This window comes from Vibrio sp. ArtGut-C1 (assembly GCF_002105475.1).
GTDB classification, from domain to species: Bacteria; Pseudomonadota; Gammaproteobacteria; order Enterobacterales; family Vibrionaceae; genus Vibrio; species Vibrio diabolicus.
The window spans coordinates 173,554-198,293 of sequence record NZ_NCTH01000008.1 but is presented as its reverse complement, the minus strand read 5'-3'; the positions used below and the strand labels follow the sequence as shown (position 1 = coordinate 198,293).

The window sequence follows — 24,740 nt, the reverse complement described above, 5'->3', positions numbered from 1 at the left end:
TGCAGTTTCTGTTGAGGAGTCAGTGTAATTTTCATAGTTCGTAGCATGATCCTGATTCTAAAGAAAATCAAGCATCTTCAATGATCACGGGTATAAATATGCATTATTCATGATAGCCAACTGTGTTATTAAATAAGTTTGAGGTAAATCTATAACGCATCCAACTGATTTCCTTTACGGATTCCATTGCATCACAGGTCCGATACTGCTGTTTCTGTTTCGCTCATATCCGAATAAGCCGAACTTAAGAACAAGCAGGTGATTTTTTGGCGTGACAAAACCACATTAGACAACATGGGTTGTAACGCAAAGCAAACGCTAATTTTTAATATTGAATATGTAAGTAACTGAATCACCCCGATACTCGCTCACGGCGGTCACGGGTTCACAGCTTTTTATAGGCAGGCCAAATACAAAGCTTGTATATGCTAACTGACGGTTTGAGTCGATAGTTAACTACTTCTACACGCTTAGTGCTTGGTTTTGATAGGTATGAGAAATGGAGATTTAAATTGTAACCTATGCCTAACCAACATTCGCTCGCCACTTTGTTAGCTTTGAGCATCCCTCTGACAAAAGGGAACTACATAAATTTGTAATAGTTCTCGTTTTTTATAAATCAATCTTGCCAGAAATGCACTTAGGTGCTTATTATTATTGAAAATTCTTTAGTTTGACCTCTTTCTTTTATTAGGAAGGAGGCTTCAACGGTGATTTGGGCACGCTACCGCCCCTAGGTCTGGCTCCTAGAAGCAAGTTTTTGCACGTAATGTGAACGGTTGCATTTCCAAACAGGAGACGAATTGTATAGTAAACACGTTGCAACTAAAAGTAGAACGTGTAAAAAGCTTACAAAAAAATGTCTTTTTTCTGACACTTATACCGTCATAAATGTGGCGTGTTTTATAAAATTATAATTATCAAACATCCACTTTACGCAGCGAGCACTAAACAGCCAGTGACGCTGATTCCAAAATCTTAAATGAAAATAGTTGCAATAATATGAATTGCATCACAAGCGGTTGCAATGAAACGTAGTCAAATTTATGACGAATATCTAAGTCTCTCTAAACTTTCAGTTTTGCCATTTTCTTTCTCCTATTTTGCTTGCCTACAATACGCTCACTTATTCACTATCTGCCTGCTTACCCTGACTACTGAGCGATTTACCGAATCACTGCCAAATAGGGAGGTTTGGCTATGTGTAAAATAGATACTCTCAAGCGTAAGCTAGCAAAGGTAAAAGCGTCGTTTTGTTATGAAAGTACTGCACCACGGTGGGAAAAATACGGTTACTGGCTCTTGTCACGAGCTCGTGTTACAAAATGGAAGTGTGCTGATCGACTGTGGTTTGCTACAAGGCCAAGACCATGCTCAGCAGCAGAGTTGGGATATCGATTTTTCTATCGCTCATCTCAAAGCGGTAGTGCTGACCCATTCTCATATCGATCATATTGGTAGGCTGCCTTGGCTATTAGCAGCTGGCTATAAGGGCCCTATCTACTGTACGGAAGCCACCGCTGAGCTCGTGCCGCTTATGTTAGAAGATGGTTTAAAGCTCCAATTGGGTATGCGGCGTCATCAAAGAGAGAAAGTGCTCGATTTTATTCGAGCGCTTATTCGTCCTTGTCCTTACTCAGTGTGGGTAGAAATAGAAGAGAGTACTTCTCTTCGCTTTCAACCTGCTGGGCACATTTTAGGCTCAGCATATGTTGAATTTCATTTATCAAACCAAGAGGTTGTTGTTTTCTCTGGGGATTTGGGACCTAGCAACACACCTCTCCTACCGGATCCCTTATCACCGGAAAAAGCTGACTACCTGTTTATCGAGTCGACTTACGGCAATAAAACTCACGAGGATGTAGAGTCTCGCAGCAGGCGATTACTTTCTATTATTGAGCACGCCCTTGGGGATGGTGGCGTAATTGTGATACCAGCTTTTAGTGTCGGGAGAACCCAAGAGTTACTCTTTGATATAGAGCAGCTTATACATGAGCACGCTTTGCAAGATTCACTGCCTATTATTCTCGACTCTCCTTTGGCTAAAAAGGTGACCAATACCTATCGCCAATTTAAAAAACTTTGGGGATCTGAAGCGAAAGAGCGACTCGATCATCATCGACACCCTCTCGCGTTTGACCAATGCATTACGATCGAAAGCCACGCAGACCATTTACAGCTCGTTAACCGTCTCGCAAGTACATCAGAAGCCGCTATCGTGGTTGCAGCCTCCGGAATGTGTGAAGGTGGCCGTGTCGTCAATTATTTGGAAGCTTTACTACCTGATGAAAGAAATGATGTTCTATTTGCTGGCTATCAAGCGGAAGGGACTTTAGGTCGGCGTATCCAGGATGGAGAAGAAAGTGTATTGATTGAAGGTAAGCGCGTGAAAGTGAAAGCTCAAGTTCATACGATGTCAGGCTACTCTGCGCATGCCGATATGAACGACTTAATACAATTTGTAACTGCCATTCCTACTCCTCCTAAAGAGGTTCACCTTATACATGGTGAGGAAGATTCGAAAAAAGCGCTTTATCAAAAACTAATCAACCTCGGATATAACTGCGTAATATAGTGAATTAGACAATCATTTAATTTCGAGGCAACATAATATATCGCAAACATAGTTTGTCGAATTCATTGATATAGTTACGTCAAGATTCAAAAACAAGCCATAAGTAAGGACTCAGGTTCAAGAAAATTAACAAAGTTACAAGCATGTTCTGGATTAAGGGATATAATTTCTATACGAATTAAATTATAATCGCCGACTTGTAAGCAATTGGCTAGTCGAAAACAACTTATTCCATTCCTATGACAGACAGTATGAGCGACACGCTTCAAGAACGAGAAGCTTCTGAATTAACTAAAAATAATTCTATCAGCATAACATCAGCATTGGACGAGTTATCCGCAAGTGAAGCAGACGCTTGCCTTTATATCTACTGTCCGAAAGAAGACGAAGCAAAGATTGCTCAAGTACTTAAGAGACACCCTGAAATTAACGCACAAGTTAATAACTATGCCCTTAGGGATTTCAAGAGTAAAACGCTTTGCCACTTCAAAAGCTCACATCTAAACCCTGAGCAGCAAGCGTTTCTTGTAGCTGCGACAGAACTAGGTGCTTGGGTTGAGCCTTTAGTGAGTTACTTTGATCGTTCACTTGGCTACACTGAAACTGAGCTCTTGCATAGCGGCTACTTCTTACACCAAAAAGCTTTTTCTATCCTCTCTAATCGTAAGAACAGCTGGCAAAAGCGCTTCATCGATCTCTTGTTTGTTTTTATGCTGTCGTGGGTTGCTATCCCAGTAGGGCTTATTACGGCACTGCTCATTAAGCTTGAGTCACCAGGCCCGGTATTCTTTAAGCAGCGTCGCACTGGCCAATATAATGAAGAATTTGAAGTGATCAAGTTTCGCTCGATGCGAAACGATGCGGAAAAGAACGGTGCCCAATGGGCGACCAAGAACGACGCTCGCGTAACGAAAGTCGGCTGTTTTATTCGTAAAACTCGCATAGATGAGCTCCCTCAGTTAATCAATGTATTAAAGGGAGAGATGTCGATGGTTGGTCCTCGCCCAGAACGCGAGGTGTTCATCTCTGAATTGGAAAAAGCCATTCCTTACTACCGCTTTCGTCACGCCGTTAAACCTGGGGTAACTGGTCTAGCCCAAGTAAAATACCCTTACGGCGCATCGGTAGAAGATGCTATTTGGAAGCATAAATACGATATCTACTACATCAAACACCAAAACTGGATGATGGAAGTGAAGATTCTTTTCCTTACGGTTAAAACAGTGTTGTTTGGGATGGGGCGCTAGAAAACGGCGAATTCAACCGAACGGATCATAGGTATAAAAAAGAGCAGCGCCTTACGGTAGCTGCTCTTTTTGTATGCGTATTTTGTGTTACTAGGTTCTACGGAGATTAGCGAGACTAAGACTTGCGCTTAGTTCGGTGTTTCATCGTACCTTTAACGGCATAGACAGAAAATGTAAATAGACTTCTTGGCAAACTCAAACCTACTACGTCTCTATAGAACTTCCATTGGTATGACAAAACGCTAAATTTGTTAGCTGTCATACCACTATCCATACGATACTTTGCTAATGGCTTAGGTAGACAGTATGCTTTGGGAGTATCTTTCAGTATATCTAACCACAATCCCATATCCTGACGTTTACGAATAAGAGGCATATAGCGCTTACCTAGCGCCTGTGTATCATAAACGGCGGTCAGGCACCCGATAACGTTACTGTACATGAGTTTTTTGTACGTTGTATATTCTGGCGCAGTTACAACACTTAGCTCTTCTTCATTATTAAAACGGCTATAGTGGGTGTATGTGAGTGGATAGTTATTCTCAAGCATGAATGGGATCTGCTCTGCTAGTTTGTTTTCCATCCATAAGTCATCAGAATCTAAAAATGCAATAAAGCGACCTTTTGCTTTTTTTATCGCAAAATTTCGGCTCGCTCCCGCACCTAGATTTTCTTTATTCTGATATGCATGAATATTGTCGTACTTATCAGCGTATGTTTGAATGACTTTCCAAGTATTATCGGTAGATCTGTCATCTACTATTATAAGCTCCCAATTTTTATACGTTTGGGATAGTACACTTTGAATGCTTTCTACAACCGTTTGCTCAGAGTTGTAAGTTGGCATGATAATAGAAACTACATCTTCGTTATTCTGCATCTATTCAAACCGTTTTACTAGTTAGCTAAAATTTTTCGTTAGTCTCTCTAACAACCTTATCTTCTAGCTTTTATTTTTGTTCCTAATCTCTGATAGAGTCTAAAAACATAGGTTGCTATATTTGGTATATGTCGGGTTCTGTATAAGATCGCTTGAACTCGATGCGCATTGGGGTAAAGATTCCAGGAACATACGATAAGATCTTTTACATATTCATACTCTTTATTTGTTACAAGAGTAAAAGCCGTGTTATATAAGTTAACTGAAAGTGCATATTTGAGATCGCTCTCATCTTGCCAATCACATAGACAGCCTCGAATTGCCTTCTCCTGTCTGGCCATATTATCTAGAGTGTTCGAAACAGATATTTTACTTCGCTCAGAAGACCAAGAACCAACTGCATTAATACGATAGCAAACTGTTTGATCAGGTAAAAATAGAGCCCCTTCAGGCTTAGAACCAATAATTTGCATATAAAAGTCCCCTACCGGCGCAGCTTCTTGAAACCAGGTTGGCATGGATTCGATAACCTCTCGCTTCATTAATAAAGATGGCGTCGGCATACCCGCGCCTCCCATTCTAATTACGCTAGAGGTGTCAACAATACATTCTGTATTACTAAATTTGGATATGTCTTTGTAGCTACCATCGTCATACAGCCCATAACCTGCGGTATAACAAAGTTGAAACTTTGGCTCTTCAATCATTCTGCATAACTGCTTTTGCAGTTTTAATTCATCGACCCAAAAATCATCGCCTTCGCATAAGGCTATGTATTCACCTTTTGAATGAGAGACGCCTATCGTCGAGATTTGCTTTCGCTGTGAGTACTGATTTTCTGTTTGTAAGATTAACCGAATTATTGAAGGATACTTTTTCCGATAAGCCTTTAAAATTTCGGGTGTACAGTCTGTAGAAGCATCATCGTGGACTACTATTTCAAACTTGTAGTCCAATTGTTGGGCCAGAAAACTATCCAAGGCATCAGCAATGTAATTTTCCTGATTAAAGCAAGGACAAACAACACTGACATATACTTTATCGGTGTGCTTCCAATAGCGAGTGATTTTTTCTTCAGATGCTGGTGCACTTAGTTTCTTAAACAAGATAAACCTCTAATCATATCAACAGAGAAGCACGGGATACCCAATCGACTCGAAACATCTTTACGCTCACGGAAAGAGTCATCAATAAAAATTGCTTTTTCATCTGAGATAAAGTTAGATTTCAACGCATCATTATCCTTAATGTGAATAACCTCATCGAATAACTCTGTTAATCGATATTTTTCTAGTGACTCTTTGAGGTTTCCAGCGTGGCGAGTGATAAGTTTTACTTTTTTACCTGCATTAATCGCTTCGAAAATAACTTTCACTAACTCCGCATTTATAAATCGTTCCTCTAGAAGAAGACAGTCATCATAGTCAGTGTAAATCACATCAAAATCTAAGTTAGTTTCAAACTGAAAATTAAGATTCCTATATACTTTTACATTGAGGTTATTGTTAGATACGGAGATCGGAATGTCGTTTGAAACAAGTAACGATAATTCAGTGAAGTTGATTCCATTGAATCGACTAGTAATCATTGACCCCGCAATTCGGGTCGCAACCTCTAAAAGGCAAAGCTCGCCATCTTTTGCTTCTTTTACCTGAAAAAACCACCCACCACGAAGATCTAGTGTAGAGCTGATTTTAATAGCCAATTCTCTAAAGCGCTCTTGATCTTGTACAAGTTCTGTTTCTACAGCAATGCCGTTTCTAGTTTGATTGCGCTTACGAGCACTTGCAAAGATAAGTTCCCCTAGATGATTAGAAACACAATCGACTGTAAACTCTTCGCCTGGCAGGTACTCACATAACAGTTCATCATCATTGAGTTCTAAAGAGTTCTCTTCTCTAACAAGTCTTGTCCCAACACTCCCTTGACCGACATCCGGTTTAACAAAAAGTGGAAACTCTAATTCATCAGTCTGCTGAAACAACTTTGGCGTTTTAACAACATTTGTAAGTCTCTCGTATGTCAACTTTTTAGAACGACACACCATATTCGTCTCATAAGGAGAGCTTACAATTTTCGCAGATAGTGTTGGAGCAGACTCTGATAGTTTGAGTGCTGCAGAGTCGTGTGCTGGAATAATATGCGTGATCCCCCATTCTTTAATGAGGCTAGCAATAGATTCAATAAACCCTTCATCATCAATAAAAGGAATGTTATTTGAAACACGCTCACTCGGAATTTCTGTATAGGCTTTGATGCCATTTGCACCAAAAACAACGGTATTTTTCACATCTTTGAGAGAACGTACAATTTCGTGCGCAATTTCAGTACCACAAGGTACAACTAAAACATTCATCATAATCAAAGTCTATCGTATTTAATCTTGGAAATGAGTAGAAAAGAATTCAATTCTTTTGTCCGCAAGTTTATCTTTATTGGAAGAAAATTCACTTGATGCGTATAATGAACTTTGATAACTAACGATATGTTCATAATTATCAATGACATATTGAATAGCACCAGATAAAGACTCTTGCATATACTCATTATAATTAAAGTACACTCCTTCAAATGCATTATCTAGCAATCCTGCATTTTTATTATAATAATATCTTAGATCAAAAACTGGTTTTACTACATTAATTACGGGTATCTGATTAGTAACGGATAAAACTAACGCATGATATCTATTACAAAGTACTAACTCAGAGTTTTTAATTAACTCAATCGCTTCATCAATTTTCAAATACCCAGTTTCAAAATCATAGATAAAGAAGTTATCTTCCTTTACTTCTTCTTTTAAATAGCTTATTGTTTTTTCGTCGACATCAAAAGTAAGAAAAACAACATTTATTCCTTTGTTTTTAAAGAATGTAACCAATGTGCGAATTGACTCAATATTTTCTTTAAATTTATTGATGTTTCCGTACTGCTCAAAAATTACATATTTACCATATTTAGATGATTTAGATTGTTCTCTTGGGTTAATTCCATCATTGATTATGTATAGGTCATCAGGTAGATAGGTAATGTCTTTAACCCCGATATCAGATAGATAAGTAGGAGATAACTTACGGTCTCGGCTAGTGATGATCGCATCTTTAGCCTCGGCAAAAATCATTTCATAGAAGTGTTTACTGCTGTCAAATGGCCCAAATCCATTTGCGGTAAAGACAATTTTTTTATTCATCTTCGCAGCGATCAAAATAGGAACAATGATTCTAAAGAGATCGTCATTTCGTGTCCACTCAAACCATAAATCATTAAAGTAGCCGCCTCCAGAAACAAGTAATACATCTGAACTTTCAATCTCTTTTTCGATCGCAGAGATATTGGTACAACGATTCAAAAGTTCTAGTGGTGTTGGATAGTAAGATTTTTCTTTACCCAATAGAACTCTTCTTAATTTTTTTAGTTGCTCAATCGGATCGAGGTTATCTTTTTTCTTCTCTGACAGTTCAACGTCGACAAAATCAATACTAAACTCTTTCAGATAATCATTCTTTAGTTGCTCAACAAACGAACTATTGTAAGAAAAAACCACAAATTCATTTTTTGGTGAAATATCGTAAAGGTTGTTAATAAACATCCCATAATCACCAAGATTTCTATCTGCTAGTGGGCCTGTGATTGCAATTTTCATTTTTTATTTTCACTTTTACAAATTTCAACAATTTTATTAATGTCAGCTATCGACAGCTCATGATGTAATGGTAGGCAAATTACTTTTTTTGAAATGCCTCGAGATATCTCATCACTCACAATTTCAATTTCAGGATTGTTCTTATAAGCAGCATAATCAGTAATTATTGGATAAAAGTAACGTCTAGCTAATACATTACTATCTTTAAGCTTTGAAAATAGAGAATCTCTAGATTCTCCATACTCTTGTTCATCAATAAAAACTGGAAAGTATGAGTAGTTATATTTAACATCTGGCAGCTCTTTAGGAAAACTGATGCCTTTAACACCTCGTAGCTGACTACGATATTCGTTTGCAACGAACTTTCGTTGGGCAATGGCATCATCTATGATGTTCAGGGTTGCTAAACCAAAAGCTGCTTGCACTTCGTTCATTTTTGCATTGTGCGCAATTAGAGATACTTCAATATCAGAGTCAAAACCAAAGCTCTTAAGCTTGTCTAACTTCTCTTTCATCTCTTTTGTATGGCAAATGACAGCTCCCCCTTCTATTGTTGAGTAAGCCTTAGTAGCATGGAAGCTCAAGATAGAAAGGTCACCATAATTTAGGACAGAGCAACCTTTCTCTTCAACACCAAACGCATGAGCAGCATCATATATGATCTTTAGATCATGCTTATCAGCAACCTGCTGTAAGCGAGAGTGATCACATGGGGTGCCGTAAACATGCACTGGCAGAATGCCAACAGTTTTATCTGTGATTGCTGCTTCAACTTTGGCTGGGTCAAGGTTTAATGTATCTGGGTCAACATCTACAAATACAGGTTTAAGTTTGTTCAGTAATAGCGCATGACTGGTAGCAACAAAACTATAAGGCGTTGTGATGACCTCACCCTCTAACTCTAGAGCCTGTAATGCGATCACTAACGCTAATGTACCATTTGAAAAAAGGCTGATATATTCAACCCCTAGATACTCACAAAGTGCTTGCTCTAACTGTTGATGATAAGTCCCATTATTTGTAAGCCACTTCCGTTCCCAGATGTCTTCTAAGCTTGCAGTAAAGTCTTCTAAAGGTGGTAAAAGTGGAGAGGTGACGGTAATTGGTTTCATTTAATTTTTCCTAAAAATGTTGTTCACCACATACAAGTAAAGGTCTTTTTGTATAACTCTAATACTGATAATGTATAGAAATAGTGCTGAACTTAAAACAATGATAATTTGAAAAATATCACTATCTAAAAAGTTGAACCATACAGATGATATTAAAGCACTAAATATGGCTATACTCCAAATTGGAAAGAGAAATCTAAGCTGCTTTGAGGAACTCAAAGATGTTAGCTTCCCTGTATAATATGTATTAATACATAAAGAAACGTATGACTGAACGACCATTCCAATGGTAATAGCCTTAATTCCTAACGGTATTGTTACAAACAAAATAATCGTTATTAAAGTTTTCTTTATAATTTCCAATTTCAAAAAAAGATCTGAACGTCCTTTCACTTGAAGTAAGTTGAGGTTAATTGCATGGATGGGGTATAGCATATATCCAAAACACAATATTGAGATTAGTTCAGATGTAGGGCCCCAAGCAGAACCGAGTAATATATTGACTAAAGGAGTGGATATTAACCCTATACCTAAGATGATAGGAAATATAAAAAGGGAAGATAGTCTTAGCGTTAACACATAAGCACTCTCTAACTTCTCATTATCATCTTGTATTTTACTTAATAAAGGATAATTAACTCTTTGAATAATAGTTGTAAGAGTTAGTGATGGAATATGAGATAAATTCTTTGCTTGAGAGAAGTAACCAAGTTGGCTTGCAGTAAAGAACTTACCAATCACTAACTGATAGATATTGTTATAAATAGTATCTATTAGACTTGAAAGTAAAAGCTTTGACCCAAAGCCAAATAACTCAGTGAAAGATTCTTTTGAGAAGCCAGTTTTAGGTATCCATGGCGAAAGTATATTAAGTGTAATGGCACTGACAGCATAAAAAGAAAGCGTTTGAGCGACTAGAGCCCAAACCCCATAGCCTAAATAAGCCATAGTTATAGCAATTGCAGCACTAAATACTACGGCCAGAAAAGATGCCTTCGCTTGAGTCTTAAAGTCCACCTCTATGGTCAACTTTGCTCTTTGTACGACAGCAAGAGCATTGATAACCACACCAATGCCCAATACTCTAAGTAATAAAGTGAGCGTAGGTTGCTCATAAAAAGATGCTATATAAGGAGCACTACCAAAGAGCAGTATATAACAGGAAATTGAAACCAAGATATTGAAGTAGAAAGTAGTCGAAAAATCGACCTCTTTTCTATCTTGTTTGCGTATCAGCGCACTGCTAAAACCACTATCAACCATTGTTTGAGAAATGGCGATAAATATTGTTAACATAGCTATGAGACCAAATGCTGAAGGCCCTAACATTCGGCCTAATATCAACATCACTATCAATTGTATAGCTTGTGTTAAAATCCTTTCTACAGCGCTCCACTTTAAGCCGGCTTTGGCTTTACTTTGAGTATCACTCACAAACGGTTAACCAGCTAAAGTTTTCAAGTACTGACCATAACTATTCTTGGCCATTAACTCTGCTCGTTGCAGAAGTTCATCTCTTGTTAACCAACCATTTGAAAAAGCAATCTCTTCCAAACAAGCAACTTTGAAGCCCTGTCTCTTTTCAATCGTTTCAACAAACTGAGCAGCTTCAAGTAAACTTTCATGAGTGCCAGTATCTAGCCATGCGAAACCACGCCCTAACATTTCTACGTTCAATTGACCTTTCTTTAGGTAAGCTTCATTCAAAGAGGTAATTTCGAGTTCACCTCTGTCAGAAGGTTTAACTTCTTTCGCAAGCTTGACAACGTCATTGTCATAGAAGTAAAGCCCTGTAACCGCATAATTAGATTTAGGTTTTTCAGGCTTTTCTTCAATTGAAACCGCCTTTTGGGTGTCATCAAATTCTACAACACCAAACCTTTCTGGATCTTTCACTTGATAGCCAAACACCGTAGCTCCCTGAGAGCGACTAGCAGCAAGTTTCAACTTCGGGCTAAACGCCTGTCCGTAGAAAATATTATCACCTAAAACAAGGCACACACTACTATCACCAATAAACTCTTCACCTATAATAAAGGCTTGTGCTAATCCTTCAGGCCTCGGTTGAACTTCATAATTTAGTGATATCCCAAACTGGCTACCATCTCCCAGTAGACGTACGAAGCTGTCTTTATCTTCAGGTGTCGTTATGATTAGAACATCCTTAATACCAGCAAGCATTAATACCGATAAAGGATAATAAATCATAGGCTTATCATAAACCGGAAGCAATTGCTTAGATACACCCATCGTAATAGGAAACAATCGAGTGCCAGAGCCTCCCGCAAGAATAATGCCTTTCATTAATTTGTCCCCTTTTTGATAACACCTAAACGCTCACCGGCATATGAACCATCTAAAACACGTGACCACCAAACTTTGTTTTCCAAGTACCACTCCACCGTTTTTCTGATACCTGAATCAAAAGTTTCTTCCGGTTTCCACCCAAGTTCACGCTCAATCTTTGTCGCATCTATCGCGTAACGAACATCATGACCCGGACGATCAGAGACGTAAGTTATAAGATCTACATATTCTTTAACACCACTTGGTTTATTTGGTACGAGCTCTTCTAAAATAGTACAAATGGTTTTGACAACCTCAATGTTAGCTTTCTCATTGTGACCACCTATATTGTAAGTTTCGCCCACCAAGCCTTCTCTTACCACTTTATACAGTGCACGGGCATGGTCTTCTACATATAGCCAATCTCTAATTTGCATCCCATCGCCATATACGGGCAAAGACTTACCCTCTAAGGCATTGAGGATCATCAATGGAATAAGCTTTTCTGGAAAATGATAAGGGCCGTAGTTATTAGAGCAATTGGTAATGATTGTGGGTAAACCATAGGTACGTAGCCATGCTCGAACTAGATGATCACTTGATGCCTTTGAAGCGGAATAAGGACTCGATGGAGAATAAGGCGTTGTTTCAGTGAATAAATCATCAGTTCCCTCTAGATCACCATACACTTCATCTGTTGAGATATGATGAAAACGGAATTGTTCTTTAAATTCCTGCTCCAAGCCATTCCAGTAATTACGTGCAGCTTCAAGTAATGCGTAAGTTCCTACGATATTAGTTTCAATGAAAGCAGACGGGCCATCGATAGATCTATCTACATGAGACTCCGCAGCTAAGTGCATTACCGCATCAGGTTTATGCTTTGAAAATACTGTCTCTAATGACTCTCTATCGCAGATATCAACTTTCTCAAAAACATAACGCTCACTATCCATAACATCAGACAAAGACTCAAGGTTTCCTGCGTATGTCAGCTTGTCTACATTAACAACGGAGTCTTCCGTGTTGTTGATTATGTGGCGAATAACAGCTGAACCAATAAATCCAGCGCCACCCGTTACCAAAATTTTCATAATTTACCCTTAATTGAAACTTACAGATGTTAACGTCTATTTTTTATTTCTATAGTATTTAAAAAACACATCTATATTTTCTTTACAAAATGAAAAAAAGCTGACTGATTTTCTATACTCAGGATATTTTTTCATAGCAAACAATAAAAATATAAAAAATCCAATAACATTAAAACATCTATACATAAACGATAACTTACTTGAACGCATTCTTTTATTTCCCCAATCTCTACCAGAACTTTCTATTGGATGTAAGTTGATAGTTTTTGGGAAATATTTTAAGTTTAAACCTTTGTTAAAACAATCCAATAAAAATATATTTTCTTCCGATGCTGGAAGTTGAGTCCCCAAACCAAAGCGTTCATCAAATTTCACTTCTTTTTTCATGATAGATTCTCGCTTGGCAGCAACTTCAATTGATGACACTTTAAATATTGTCTTGTTTGTATGTACAAACGCGTTACTATTATATTTTTTGAAGTCTAACCCATCCGGAGTTTTTACTTTAAATGTTGCTATATCAACATTCCCATCAAAGCTACTTTTTATTATATCGAAAGCTTCATTTACATAGCTAACATCATCATCACAAAATACCACCACATCTGAGAATGACTTACTCAGAGCTAAGTTTCTACTTTTAGATAGCCCACTATCACTTGAACTGTAATATAAAAAGTCAACTCGACTCTCTAACCATTCCTTGATAGATTCCGTTAAAACATAGCTATCTTTTATCTGATGAACAACAATATATGTCACCGCTTCATCTTCAGGAAAATTCCCAAACATCAAGCGTTCAATCCCATCATTTAAAGTGCTTATTAGAACATTAATTGTTAACATTATTACTCTGGAATTCTGCTAGTTTATATATGGAAAAGATCATTAGTAACACCCATAAAAAATGAGTACTTAGATATTCTGAACGGTATGTGGAAGTTACTAGGAAGTGGAATGACATTATAGCACCTATAAGGTAAGTGTTATTCTTAAAACCATACTTCAAGCCTGGGTAAATCAGTTTAAAGTAAAAAATCAAGATCAAACCAACGCCAACAACACCTCCCTCCCAAAACATATCCAATGTATAGTTATTCGTAATTCTGAATAAATAATCCTCACTTCGCATACCAAAGCTATCTAAAACAGACATGGTACCAAGTCCATGACCAAAAATTAGTTGCGCTAGGTTAGACTCTGCTAATAAAGTAGTAAATGAAACCATAAATTGGCTACGAGAAGAGCCGCCAGTTGCTTCGTGCTGTAGCTTGTAATAGATAAAATCTAAAAGCAACGTACCTAAATACGTCAGCACCAACAATAAACAAAAAACCAGCAATAGCACAAAAAAGTGACTGATTCTTGTTTTTCCAGTTAATACTGTCTTCAAGGCAATCAAAGAAAATACAAAAGCACAAATTAAAGCAAAGTTAACATAGGCTCCGCCAGAAAAAGAAAGTACGACGATAACAACAGTCATTCCCAACATTGCTAGTCTTATAGCTTTCTTTGCAACTAATACTGTAATAAGCAGCATACACTCCATCAAAACCGGGGAAAGGAAATTCGGCTCTTCCGCTATCGAGGTCACTCGAGAAGGAAAAATTGAGCGTAAAGCTGCAGGCACACCATGCATCCAGTCTCTAGTTTCTACGAAAAATGGGATACCAATAAAATTGCAAATAACTTGCCAATGCCCAAGCAAAATAAAATTAAATACAGTGAGCAAGCCAAGCTTAAGGATAAGTTTCACACGTTTTTCATCAGCTACTGCCAACCAAATTGTAAATAGCACCAAATTAAGTGTTAGTGCTATTAGTGTAAACATCCTGCCTATAACTACTGACTTTAAGTAATCAGCAACAAGGTAATCTCGATTTATCAAAATACTAAATAATGAGACAAGAAAGACAGACAAAAATATAAGAATTACACCAAAGGAATATTTATCAAACGTGAGTTTCTTGGAAATAGTGATGTAGTAGAAAAATGTAATTAATGCTGATAGGAATAAGAGGACTAAAACTATCTTATTCCATTTTGTTACTGAAAGGGGGGCCAATATAGCAAAGAGGTACATATGTACCCCTAAGAGTTTATTTGGATCAAGGCTCAAATTAAACATTTTTTCTTGATAGTGCAATACGGAACAACGCAATAACCATTGCCAAAATACCACCGATCAAAGTACCAAGAACGCAAATAATAGCTCGACTTGGGCTATCTTTTTCTTCCGGAACCACTGGTGGATCGATAATATCGAAGATGTAGTTCTCTTGTGCCTCAGCAAGCATTAATTTCTTAGTTTGCTCTTCAACTAATTGATAAAAAACATTCTGCATTTCAGAGAGGTTTGTAAGATTCAGCTGCTTCTCTAAGTATTGAATATTATTCTTAGCTTGGTTGATGTCCTTGTTCTTCATCCATTCGTTCAGGTCTGAGATCAGCCAATCAAGCCATTGTTTTGCTAAAACTGGCGATTGGTTCGTCAAAGCAACAATGGTTGAACCACTCGTTTTATTTGAATCGATAACGAGTAACTCATTAAGAACTTTCGTGGCCTCTAAAATGGTTGGCTTTGGTGTTTTTCCGTCACTAACAACTCTTGTCCAAGTGCTTGTACTTTCGTCATAAATCTCCGGGTCAATATATACTTTTCCAGTAGCTGCATCCCAATGCTCGATTGCCATTAATGGGATCAAAATATCTCTACGTTCAATGAATGCTCCTAAGAATACTCTTGAGCGTAGGGACTCTAAAGCAATAGCTTGTTTGGAACTGTCTTGGCTACCAAACCCCGCTAACGCAGCTAAACCACCCAATTGCCCCACGGTTGAGCTAGGCGCATTGTCTGTTACCGGAAAAAGTACAGCTTCAGATTTGTAGAGATTTGGCTTTGACATAGCAAAAAGCACTGACGCAACCGCAAATATAAATGTGATAGCAACGATCATTATTTTTTGTTGCCAAAGTGAGCGTATGAGCTCACCAATATCTAGTTCAAGTTGATTATTTTCCATTAATATTAAAGGAGGTATTTCTCCCCCTTTCTCTTGTTAAGTGGCTTAAGTCATTACTTCAGTGCGTTGATAGCAACACCCGTTTGGTAGAGGATCTGCGTTGCTGCAGTCCACGTACTTAATGCATCACGGTAGTCGGTATCAATTGGTACAACGATAGTATCGCCGGCTTTTAACCCTTCTTTATTATTTCCGAACCAATAACCTGATGAAGGCTTGTAAACAGAACCATCCGCTCGCACTACAAAAATGCGATCTTCGTCCGCTTGCTTTTTAGCACCACCCGCTTTGTTCAGATAATCATCGACGTCAAGTTTATTGTCCAACAAGTAGGTAATTGGAACCTGAACTTCTCCCATAATTGATACTGTGTTTCGGAAAGTTGGAACGAAGAGGAAATCACCGTCCTCAAGCATAAAGTCTGCTGAGCGCTCGCCTTTTAAAATACGGTTTAACTGTACCACCATACGGCCAAGTGCTTTGCTTCGGCTTGCTTCCTCTACAAACGCTAACGTTTTCTCTGGGTCTGAAATTACGGAAGCCATATTACTATCGGCTCGGAACGTCTTCTTCGCGGTTTCTTTGCGCATATCTGCGGCATATTGGTTTAAAAGCTTCTGCTCTTGTAAACGCAATGCTTCACGCGTAAATATTGCTCCTTGAGGATGAGCAAACTCTGTGAGACCACCTGCTCGGCCCAATAACTCACTTAGAGTCTCCCCTTGACGCACGGTATAAGTGCCAGGGAAACGAACTTCACCCTGTAAAGTGACTGTGCTTTGTAGCTTCACGTTTGGCTTTTCTAGGATGTTCAAACGATCTCGGCCTACAATAATTGCATCGTCTGAAGCACTACCTTGGATTGCTTTACGTAAATCAATACGCTCAACATCAATATACGCACGCTCATCCACATTATTAATAGCGGTTCGTGCTAGTTCGGCATTAATTGTGAATGCGTTGTAAGTCAAACCGCCAGCTGCTTCAATAAGCGTTGATACCGTCATTCTTGGAGTGATCGGGTAGCGTCCTGGGTGCTTCACTTCACCAAAGACTTCAGCAATTTGAGGGGCTAGCCCCAAACGAGACTGTTGCTGAAGTTGTAACAAGACTGGTGCAAGTAAAGTGCGACGAGTATTTTGCTTCAGCTTTTCAAAGTCTTCCTCTGTAATCTCTTTACCACGGAAAATTATTTTAGCTGGTTTAGTCTGCTCTGTGACGTTCTGGTTGTTCAGCATACCGTTTTCTGGATGCGAAACCGCAACAGAAGAGCTCATCACTTCTTGTTCTTTCTGTTGTTCCAACTCAGCTTGCTCTTGCGCTTGCTCCAATGTTTTTGCTTTTGAAACAGCATCTTGTGTTGCCAATGTATCCAAGTCTTCGTTATTAAAGCGGTTGAAAACCAATATACGGTCTCGTGATTGTAACTGGAGGTTGTCTTGGCTACTTGGTGATAAAATCGCGTTGGCTAAACTTAGTTGGAACACTTCAATATCACGCTGTGGATTAATCTCTCTTACCACAACGGCATAGTTAACATCAGCTGTAGAATTAAAAGCTGAGTCAACAGATTTGAAAAGATCGGCAACACGAAGACCATTGCGCCATTCCACATAGCCAGGATGACGAACATCCCCCTCTATCTGCACGTAACGAGTAAGCTCTTCACTTTTTTTCAAGATCTTGATGGCGTCGCCATTTTTAACTTTACTCTGTCGATCTTGCGTTTTATTGAAATCAAGTGTCAAAGCCTCACGAGCGCCATGTGAAGCGTAGCGTTTTATCTCCAACTGCTCTACATGAGCATTCGCAGTAAAACCACCAGCCATCTGAATAAGTTGCTGGTATGTTTCACCTTGCTTGACTTCATAAATTGCAGGACGGTTGATCTCGCCTTCTATAGATACTGTATCGTTAACAGAACCAATTAAAACAACATCATCCGGTAGTAAGCGCACATCATTACTTGCATCACCTTTTAGTAACAGGTCATACATATCCAACTTACGAATGATTTTACCATCACGCTTTAGCTGAATATCTCGCAACGCTCCACTTTCACCAAAACCGCCACTGTAATAGATAGCTTGTGATATTGTCGTTAATGCGCTAACCGTGTAGGCACCAGGCTTATATGCATCCCCCATTACAAACACTTGCATGGTGCGTAGTTCACCTAATGAGATATCACTACGAACACCTATCATTTGTTCTTTTACACGTTGTGTCAGAGAATCTCTAACATCGGAAAAGTGCATACCTGCAACATTTACCGGACCAAGAGAAGGAAAGTTGATTGTACCTGCACGATTTACACGTAAACGATGTGTTTCATTCTCCTTACCAAACAACTGTACAATGATTTCATCGCCTGCTCCCACGGTATAATTTGCTGGTACAGGTACATCACTGATCGGAGCAAAAGTACTTGGAGAACCAGCAAAAAGATCTAAACCAAAACGTTTTAACTCTTCCTGCTCACCTTTTTTTAGCCATTGTTCTTCTATATTGGAAGATAAGGCACCACTAGCTTCAGCTCTAGGTTTGATTACTTGCGGGTTTTCGTAAGGAGACTTGTTTGAGGACGAACTAGAGGGAATTGAGAAACCATATTTACTCGCCAGTGCCTGCTGTTGGTCGACGGGTAAGTTTTGAAACATTTTTATTTGTTCTGGAGTGGGTGTTTGTGCCATCGAATAAGACGCAAACGTACTTGCTAGTATAAAAGCGGCAACAGAAAGAAATCCTTTAAACATGGTATGTCACTATAATAATTGAATAAAAAATCCTAGCCCCAAATTTGAGCTCTAGGTATTTAAATTAGAATCGGTGCTGAAAGCCCAGTGTAATCGAGTTAAGGCGAACCTGATCTTCCGATACGTTATCAACAAACTCAAATATCACTGCACTTTGGTTGTTCAACGCATAGTGCATACCAAGCCCAAAACTAAATCCTTGTTCTTTATGTGAGCCTACATTTTGCAGATCGAGCTGAACGCTTGAATACCCAGCTAAACCATAAAGTGCAATTTGCCCTGAAACCGGCATATTCAGCTTAACAAAGCCACTCATCGCACTATCAACCGCAAGACCACTGTCGCGTTGAACCGACGTCCCATAACGCCCTTCTAAGCCGATATAGTCATTAAAGAAATAACCAGCTTGCGCACTAAGAAGGAAAGGACTTCCCTCTTTCACGGACCCGGAAGACGAGCTTTTCAATTCTGCATTTGAGTAGCTCACTAGAGCGCCCGCGTAAAAATCGGCTGACGCTGAAAAAGAACTCAGGCTCAAGCCCAGTGCACTAAGTATTCCCAAACAATGCTGATTTCTTATCACGTAAAAGTTCCTAGTACTGGTAATAATTATGGACTGCTAGGCAAAGTTAAGCTTGCTATGCAGATCATTAAATGCTGTCGTCATAAATGGCACGCTACCGCCCCGAGGCGTTGAGCGTAAGCCACTGTATCGCTCTTTATATGGTATAAGTGAAACGGCCTGTTTACCCCAAATAATCTAATACTGAGCGAAACGAGCCGACAAATTATGCACTCTTGGTAGTTTATCAGCAAGCAACGGAGCAAGATAACCGCGTAATGTCACGTTGGTGTTAGAAATGAGAACGACAGACATGGCAAAATAAGAAACTATTTACATGCCAATGCTTTTTTATCTAGAATATAATTTGGTGCATATTTTATGCTACCAAACATCGATGTTTTTATACCGGATACACAAGGATTAATAATGAAGAATACAGCTCTAGCTATTCTTATGGCTCTAAGCGCATCAACTGCATTTGCAGCAGAAGAAGCAGGTTCAGCAGGTGCAGCTTCTGCTTCTGCAACAGGCACAACAGCTGTAGCAGTAGGTGCGGCAGCAGCAGTGACTGTAGTAGCAGTTGCAGCGTCAGATAGCGATTCGACTACGACGTCTACTTCAGCATCAGCTCCTACTACTAACTAATTTTGTTTTGTAGTTTGTAGATAGAAGACAATCGCCCTGATTCACTCAGGGCGATTTTATTTGATAAGAGGGATCAATGAATATCTTCCGAACGTCTAAATGGCTACGCACAGTTCTCACTCTTCCGCTATTCTCCTTACTCTTTGGTTGCACACAAAAGTTCAATGATGTATCAGCCACAGTCCAAGAAGCATATGGTAACTACATCGATGTAGAGATGACCCCAGAAGAAATAAATGCCGTTCCTTATGCCAGTGCCTATTTGAAGCTTGGGAATCAAAAACAGGTCTTTGTTGTTTTAGCTTTTGCAGAACGAAACTCTCTCAATGGAAAAATACAACTGAAATGGGTAAGTGCTGACAAAGCTATGCTCGTTACAGAGAATGGGCATATCGTCAAAACGATTGGACTACAGAATGGAGACTTAGCGGGCGTTTATGGTGATGTGCCAGACTTTTCTTCAAACTCGGCTTCTGTCAACTACACGCTCTCATACGATTGGACAAAACAATATCGTTATGGCTTTCCTGCAAATGTGAATCGCTTTTATGCAGGCAAAGAAACGTTGACGACACCTATTTCTAACGCCATGACCGACGTATATAAAGAAGTTGTTGAGTTTAGCAGCCTTTCTCAATCGGTCGAAAACTACTATTGGGTCAATGAACAGGGTCAGGTTGTTAAAACCTTACAACATTTAGGGCCAAATATGATTCCGGTTGAGTTAACCATTTTAAAGGGGTATAGCAAATCATGAGCAAGCGACTACTCACATTATTCGGTTTGGTCATGCCACTTTTTAGCTCACATAGCTTCGCTCAAACAGAAACCTCTACTACACAGTCATTAAATGTTGAGTTGCTAGAAGTAGGAAAACAGCTGCAATTTCAAGGGCCGACTCGTTTAGAAAGTGTGTTAACACTTGCTAAGGAGCAAAGCTTCTCGCAGCAATATCCTCTGGGTACGACTTTGTTTGATAAATCGGAACGCGCCGAGAAAACCTCTACCGCTTTAAAGAACTCGGTGCTCAATCAAATGATTCAACACAATTTGGTTGCACATCCATTCTACAAATTCATTCAGAAGCAAAGCTTTGCACCACGAGTACTGTCTGCAATCGATGTTGATAAAGTTCGACTAAATAAATTCGACAATCCGCTTTTGCACGGCAATTACGTTCTAGTAAGCCCTCTACGCGAAGAAAAAGTATTTTACTTAGGAAACCTAAATAGCGTTTATTCCGTTAAGGGGCAGGCAGGCATCCCTTTGCAGAGACAAATAGAGAGTTTGAAAAGTAATATTGGTACGTTATCAACGCCGCCAGTGTTGATCTACCCAGATGGTCATGTAGTTAAGCCGCATCACGGAGCTTGGTTAACAACACAATATTACTTACCACCTCTGACATTGGTATATGTCCCATTTGATGATCTTGAATACTCCGAAATGGACCAAGATATTGTCCGCCTACTCACTCAACTGATACCAAATTCCACAAAGAGACCACAATGATGCCAATTAGAAAAAGCTTAACCCTTTCTTTAATGGGTCCAGCATTGGTTTGGGCTCAAGAAATACCCTTTGAAGCTCCCTCGTTACAGCCTTCTCAATCTGACTTTGGTGGTGTTGGCTTAATGCAGATGCCAACCGGACGTATGGCTCCTGAAGGGGAGTTCAACTTTTCTGTTACCGGGAGTAACGAATACCTTTTTTACAATGTAACCTTGCAGGTACTACCTTGGCTAGAAACAACTATTCGGTATACTCGAGTTCAAGACTTGCCATACTCCACATCACTTCCTGATGTAGACAATGAGTACACAGACAAAGGAATAGATTTTAAGTTTAGAATATGGGAAGAATCCCAATATGCGCCTGAAATTGCCATTGGGGTAAGAGACTTCGCTGGTACTGGCCTGTTTGATGCAGAATATATTGCCGCGACCAAACGATACTCAACTCCTCAGCTTGGAACATTCGACTTTACTCTCGGTATGGGCTGGGGCTACTTAGGAACCAGAGACAATATAACCAATCCATTTTGTAAAGCTTCAGAGAGATTTTGTGATCGGTCTGAAGAGTTTCTTGACTCTGGAGGAACAACTAATTTTGACAGAGCCTTCAAAGGGCCCGCGGCTTTATTTGGTGGCGTAGAATTCCAGACTTTGCATACTCCTTTACGATTTAAAGTTGAGTACGACAGCAATGATTATTCTACAGACTATGCAGTTGTGGGCGCAGACGTTGATATGACCCCCCATACACCATGGAACTTTGGTGTGCTCTATCGTCTAGGAATAGCTGATTTTCGTTTAAGTTATGAACGTGGAGACACGTTGGTCGCGGGCTTAACGCTAAACACTAATTTCAATGACATGCCATCATTCTGGCGAGACACACCAACACCAGAAGTAGAAAGCAATCAGCCAGAAGAACTGTCTGATGTTGACTGGGAACGTGTAACAGAAGATTTAGACAAAATTGCAGGTTACCAAAACACGCGCATTTATGTTGATGACAACACCGTAACTGTCGTTGGTGAGCAAAAGAAATATCGTGACCGTACAGAGGCACATGAAAAAGCGGCGGCTGTACTTCATAATGAAATGCCTGACGATATTGATACCTATGCGATCAATGAACGTAGCCGAGGCTTAGTCGGCGAACAAACGATTATTTCCAAGGAGAAATATCGCGACTTTTCCCAAGTTAATTACATCAACCCCAAAATAGAAGATGCAACCGCAAAAGCTAGCAATAAGCCAAGTGGAGAATCTGTCTATGATGGTTTTGAACGTTTTGATTGGGGCTTTGCACCTAAGCTTGTTCAAACTCTCGGAAACGCTGAAGATTTCTATCTCTTTAGTGTAGGGCTAAGCGGTAATGCCTCATACTGGCTAACGGACAACCTTGAAATTGGCGGTTCGTTATACTGGGATTGGTATAACAACTACGATAAGTTTATCTATGTCACTCCACCTGATGGCACTACCGTTCCTCGTGTTCGCACCATGTTCCGCGCTTACCAAAATGAACATGCTGTAACCATGTCAAACCTACAATTGACTTGGTTCCAAGAGTATTCCAATACCATGGATCAGCAATTCTACGCGGGTTATCTGGAGAGCATGTTTGCTGGAGTCGGTACCGAGTTTCTTTACCGCCCACAAGGAGCTAACTGGGCGATTGGCGCTGACGTCAACTTAATTTCTCAACGTGATCCACAAAGTTACTTCGGTGTTTACGATGAGAAATGGCAAAACGTGCCAGAATATGGACGTCCGTTCCAAGTTATTGATAAAGGCTTCACTGGTTTTATATCTGGTTACTACTACCCTCAATGGGATTTCCTACAAGATTTGATGATCCAAGTCGATGTTGGTCAGTTCCTAGCTGGTGATGTTGGTACACAAATCAATGTTTCTAAGCAGTTCAAGAGTGGCGTAATTGCTGGCGCCTTTGCCTCATTTACAGACTTGTCTGCGGATGAATTTGGTGAAGGTAGCTTTACCAAAGGCTTCTACTTGTCGATTCCGTTTGACATCATGACTGTTAAGCCAAGTAACAATCGTGCGAACTTTAGTTGGCAGCCTCTTACTCGTGACGGAGGACAGAAGCTCGGCCGCAAATACAGCTTAATTGAGTTAACCGACGAACGAAATCCTTGGTACCAAAGACCTAACCGTTCGGATGTGGAATAATAAAGTAATCAAGGGAGCTGCGGCTCCCTTTTCATATCCAGATACTGAGTCATAGAAGACTAAAACCTATCTTCCTGCTTCCAATAGCGCTACTTTTCGTTTCTTGCTAGAATTCCTGAGAAAATTTTAATCTATGGTGGAAGTTCTATGATCATCGTAACTGGTGGCGCTGGCATGATCGGCAGCAACATTGTTAAAGCACTAAACGAAGCTGGTATTAACGATATCCTGGTTGTCGACAACCTAAAAAATGGTAAAAAGTTTAAGAACTTAGTTGATCTGGACATCACAGATTACATGGATCGTGACGACTTTCTGACCCAAATCATGGCGGGCGATGATTTTGGTCCGATTGAGGCAATTTTCCACGAAGGTGCTTGTTCTGCAACGACCGAGTGGGACGGCAAGTACATGATGCTAAACAACTATGAGTACTCAAAAGAGTTGCTTCATTACTGTCTAGATCGTGAAATTCCATTCCTTTACGCCTCTTCAGCAGCCACTTACGGCGATACAGATACTTTCGTTGAAGAACGCGAATACGAAGGCGCACTGAATGTATACGGTTACTCGAAACAGCAGTTTGATAACTACGTTCGTCGTCTATGGCAAGACGCTGAAGAACATGGTGAGACCCTTTCTCAAATCACCGGCTTCCGCTACTTCAACGTATATGGCCCACGTGAAGACCACAAAGGTAGCATGGCATCAGTTGCGTTCCACCTCAACAACCAACTTAACGCAGGTGAAAATCCTAAGTTGTTCGCGGGCAGCGAATCATTTAAACGCGACTTCGTTTACGTTGGTGATGTATGCAAAGTGAACCTATGGTTCTTAGAAAACGGCGTATCAGGCATTTTTAACTGCGGTACTGGCCGTGCTGAATCTTTTGAAGAGGTAGCAAAAGCGGTTATCAAGCATCATGGCAAAGGCCAAATTGAAACCATCCCATTCCCTGAGCATCTAAAAGGCGCTTACCAAGAATTCACACAAGCCGATCTGACCAAACTGCGCGCCGCAGGCTGTGATGTTGAGTTCAAGACGGTTGCAGAAGGCGTTGCCGAATACTTAACTATCCAAAACCGTTAAGCACCACAAGGTGGCAGAACCATAGCCTGCCACCTTTACTCAAGTGCAATAGCCTGTATCATTCCTTAATATCTTTTTTCTCATTTAAACCACTTCGCCAGTACACGAATAGGTAACTAGACAC

General features: G+C 39.7%; 20 protein-coding genes. 7 read left to right on the top strand and 13 right to left on the bottom strand.

Annotated elements, in window-relative coordinates:
* Positions 1 to 1,258 precede the first annotated feature (1,258 nt).
* Positions 1,259 to 2,575 carry an MBL fold metallo-hydrolase gene (locus B7360_RS09850; RefSeq protein WP_085343411.1) on the top strand — a complete coding sequence of 439 codons (1,317 nt, stop codon included), beginning with the start codon at positions 1,259 to 1,261 and terminating at the stop codon, positions 2,573 to 2,575.
* A gap of 239 nt (positions 2,576 to 2,814) precedes the next feature.
* On the top strand, positions 2,815 to 3,822 hold the full coding sequence (locus B7360_RS25335) for a sugar transferase (protein WP_053807672.1): 1,008 nt from the start codon (positions 2,815 to 2,817) through the stop codon (positions 3,820 to 3,822).
* Positions 3,823 to 3,937: 115 nt separating this feature from the next.
* Here B7360_RS25335 and B7360_RS09840 read toward each other — a convergent pair whose 3' ends face one another.
* The 13 genes from B7360_RS09840 to B7360_RS09780 form a co-directional block, all read right to left on the bottom strand.
* Entirely contained in the window at positions 3,938 to 4,702 is a 765-nt protein-coding gene (locus tag B7360_RS09840; RefSeq protein WP_053807671.1) for a glycosyltransferase family 2 protein, read from the bottom strand.
* Between the two features lie 56 nt (positions 4,703 to 4,758).
* Positions 4,759 to 5,808 carry a glycosyltransferase family 2 protein gene (locus B7360_RS09835; protein WP_053807670.1) on the bottom strand — a complete coding sequence of 350 codons (1,050 nt, stop codon included), beginning with the start codon at positions 5,806 to 5,808 and terminating at the stop codon, positions 4,759 to 4,761.
* Positions 5,793 to 7,061, bottom strand: a complete 1,269-nt coding sequence (locus tag B7360_RS09830) for an ATP-grasp domain-containing protein (RefSeq protein WP_053807669.1) — start codon at positions 7,059 to 7,061, stop codon at positions 5,793 to 5,795. Before B7360_RS09830 ends, B7360_RS09835 begins: the two co-directional genes overlap by 16 nt.
* An 18-nt stretch (positions 7,062 to 7,079) precedes the next feature.
* A complete protein-coding gene (locus tag B7360_RS09825) occupies positions 7,080 to 8,345 on the bottom strand; it encodes a polysaccharide pyruvyl transferase family protein (RefSeq protein ID WP_053807668.1) in 1,266 nt (421 codons plus the stop codon).
* Entirely contained in the window at positions 8,342 to 9,457 is a 1,116-nt protein-coding gene (locus B7360_RS09820; RefSeq protein ID WP_053807667.1) for a DegT/DnrJ/EryC1/StrS aminotransferase family protein, read from the bottom strand. Before B7360_RS09820 ends, B7360_RS09825 begins: the two co-directional genes overlap by 4 nt.
* Complete coding sequence (locus tag B7360_RS09815; protein WP_053807666.1) at positions 9,458 to 10,891, bottom strand: lipopolysaccharide biosynthesis protein; 1,434 nt, start codon at positions 10,889 to 10,891, stop codon at positions 9,458 to 9,460. It lies immediately after the preceding gene.
* A 6-nt stretch (positions 10,892 to 10,897) separates the two neighbouring features.
* Positions 10,898 to 11,761, bottom strand: a complete 864-nt coding sequence (gene rfbA, locus B7360_RS09810; protein ID WP_053807665.1) for a glucose-1-phosphate thymidylyltransferase RfbA — start codon at positions 11,759 to 11,761, stop codon at positions 10,898 to 10,900.
* A complete protein-coding gene (gene rfbB / locus B7360_RS09805; RefSeq protein WP_053807664.1) occupies positions 11,761 to 12,837 on the bottom strand; it encodes a dTDP-glucose 4,6-dehydratase in 1,077 nt (358 codons plus the stop codon). Before rfbB ends, rfbA begins: the two co-directional genes overlap by 1 nt.
* 36 nt (positions 12,838 to 12,873) lie before the next feature.
* On the bottom strand, positions 12,874 to 13,683 hold the full coding sequence (locus B7360_RS09800; protein ID WP_053807663.1) for a glycosyltransferase: 810 nt from the start codon (positions 13,681 to 13,683) through the stop codon (positions 12,874 to 12,876).
* Complete coding sequence (locus B7360_RS09795) at positions 13,670 to 14,920, bottom strand: hypothetical protein (RefSeq protein WP_254048119.1); 1,251 nt, start codon at positions 14,918 to 14,920, stop codon at positions 13,670 to 13,672. Before B7360_RS09795 ends, B7360_RS09800 begins: the two co-directional genes overlap by 14 nt.
* Before the next feature lie 37 nt (positions 14,921 to 14,957).
* Entirely contained in the window at positions 14,958 to 15,860 is a 903-nt protein-coding gene (locus B7360_RS09790; protein ID WP_053807661.1) for a Wzz/FepE/Etk N-terminal domain-containing protein, read from the bottom strand.
* A 53-nt stretch (positions 15,861 to 15,913) separates the two neighbouring features.
* Entirely contained in the window at positions 15,914 to 18,616 is a 2,703-nt protein-coding gene (locus B7360_RS09785; protein WP_053807660.1) for an SLBB domain-containing protein, read from the bottom strand.
* Between the two features lie 64 nt (positions 18,617 to 18,680).
* On the bottom strand, positions 18,681 to 19,199 hold the full coding sequence (locus B7360_RS09780; protein ID WP_053807659.1) for a porin family protein: 519 nt from the start codon (positions 19,197 to 19,199) through the stop codon (positions 18,681 to 18,683).
* Positions 19,200 to 19,607: 408 nt separating this feature from the next.
* Between B7360_RS09780 and B7360_RS09775 the strand changes: the two genes are divergently transcribed.
* From B7360_RS09775 to rfaD, 5 genes are all read left to right on the top strand, one after another.
* Positions 19,608 to 19,826 (top strand): hypothetical protein, encoded by a 219-nt coding sequence (locus tag B7360_RS09775; RefSeq protein WP_025520696.1) that lies wholly within the window; start codon positions 19,608 to 19,610, stop codon positions 19,824 to 19,826.
* A 76-nt stretch (positions 19,827 to 19,902) separates the two neighbouring features.
* Positions 19,903 to 20,583 carry a YjbF family lipoprotein gene (locus B7360_RS09770; protein WP_053807658.1) on the top strand — a complete coding sequence of 227 codons (681 nt, stop codon included), beginning with the start codon at positions 19,903 to 19,905 and terminating at the stop codon, positions 20,581 to 20,583.
* Positions 20,580 to 21,338 carry a capsule biosynthesis GfcC family protein gene (locus B7360_RS09765; RefSeq protein ID WP_053807657.1) on the top strand — a complete coding sequence of 253 codons (759 nt, stop codon included), beginning with the start codon at positions 20,580 to 20,582 and terminating at the stop codon, positions 21,336 to 21,338. Before B7360_RS09770 ends, B7360_RS09765 begins: the two co-directional genes overlap by 4 nt.
* Positions 21,335 to 23,527, top strand: coding sequence for a YjbH domain-containing protein (locus tag B7360_RS09760; RefSeq protein ID WP_085343408.1), 2,193 nt, complete (start codon positions 21,335 to 21,337; stop codon positions 23,525 to 23,527). The genes B7360_RS09765 and B7360_RS09760 overlap by 4 nt, the downstream gene beginning before the upstream one ends.
* Before the next feature lie 147 nt (positions 23,528 to 23,674).
* On the top strand, positions 23,675 to 24,616 hold the full coding sequence (rfaD, locus tag B7360_RS09755) for an ADP-glyceromanno-heptose 6-epimerase (protein ID WP_048626024.1): 942 nt from the start codon (positions 23,675 to 23,677) through the stop codon (positions 24,614 to 24,616).
* The last annotated feature ends 124 nt before the right edge of the window (positions 24,617 to 24,740 follow it).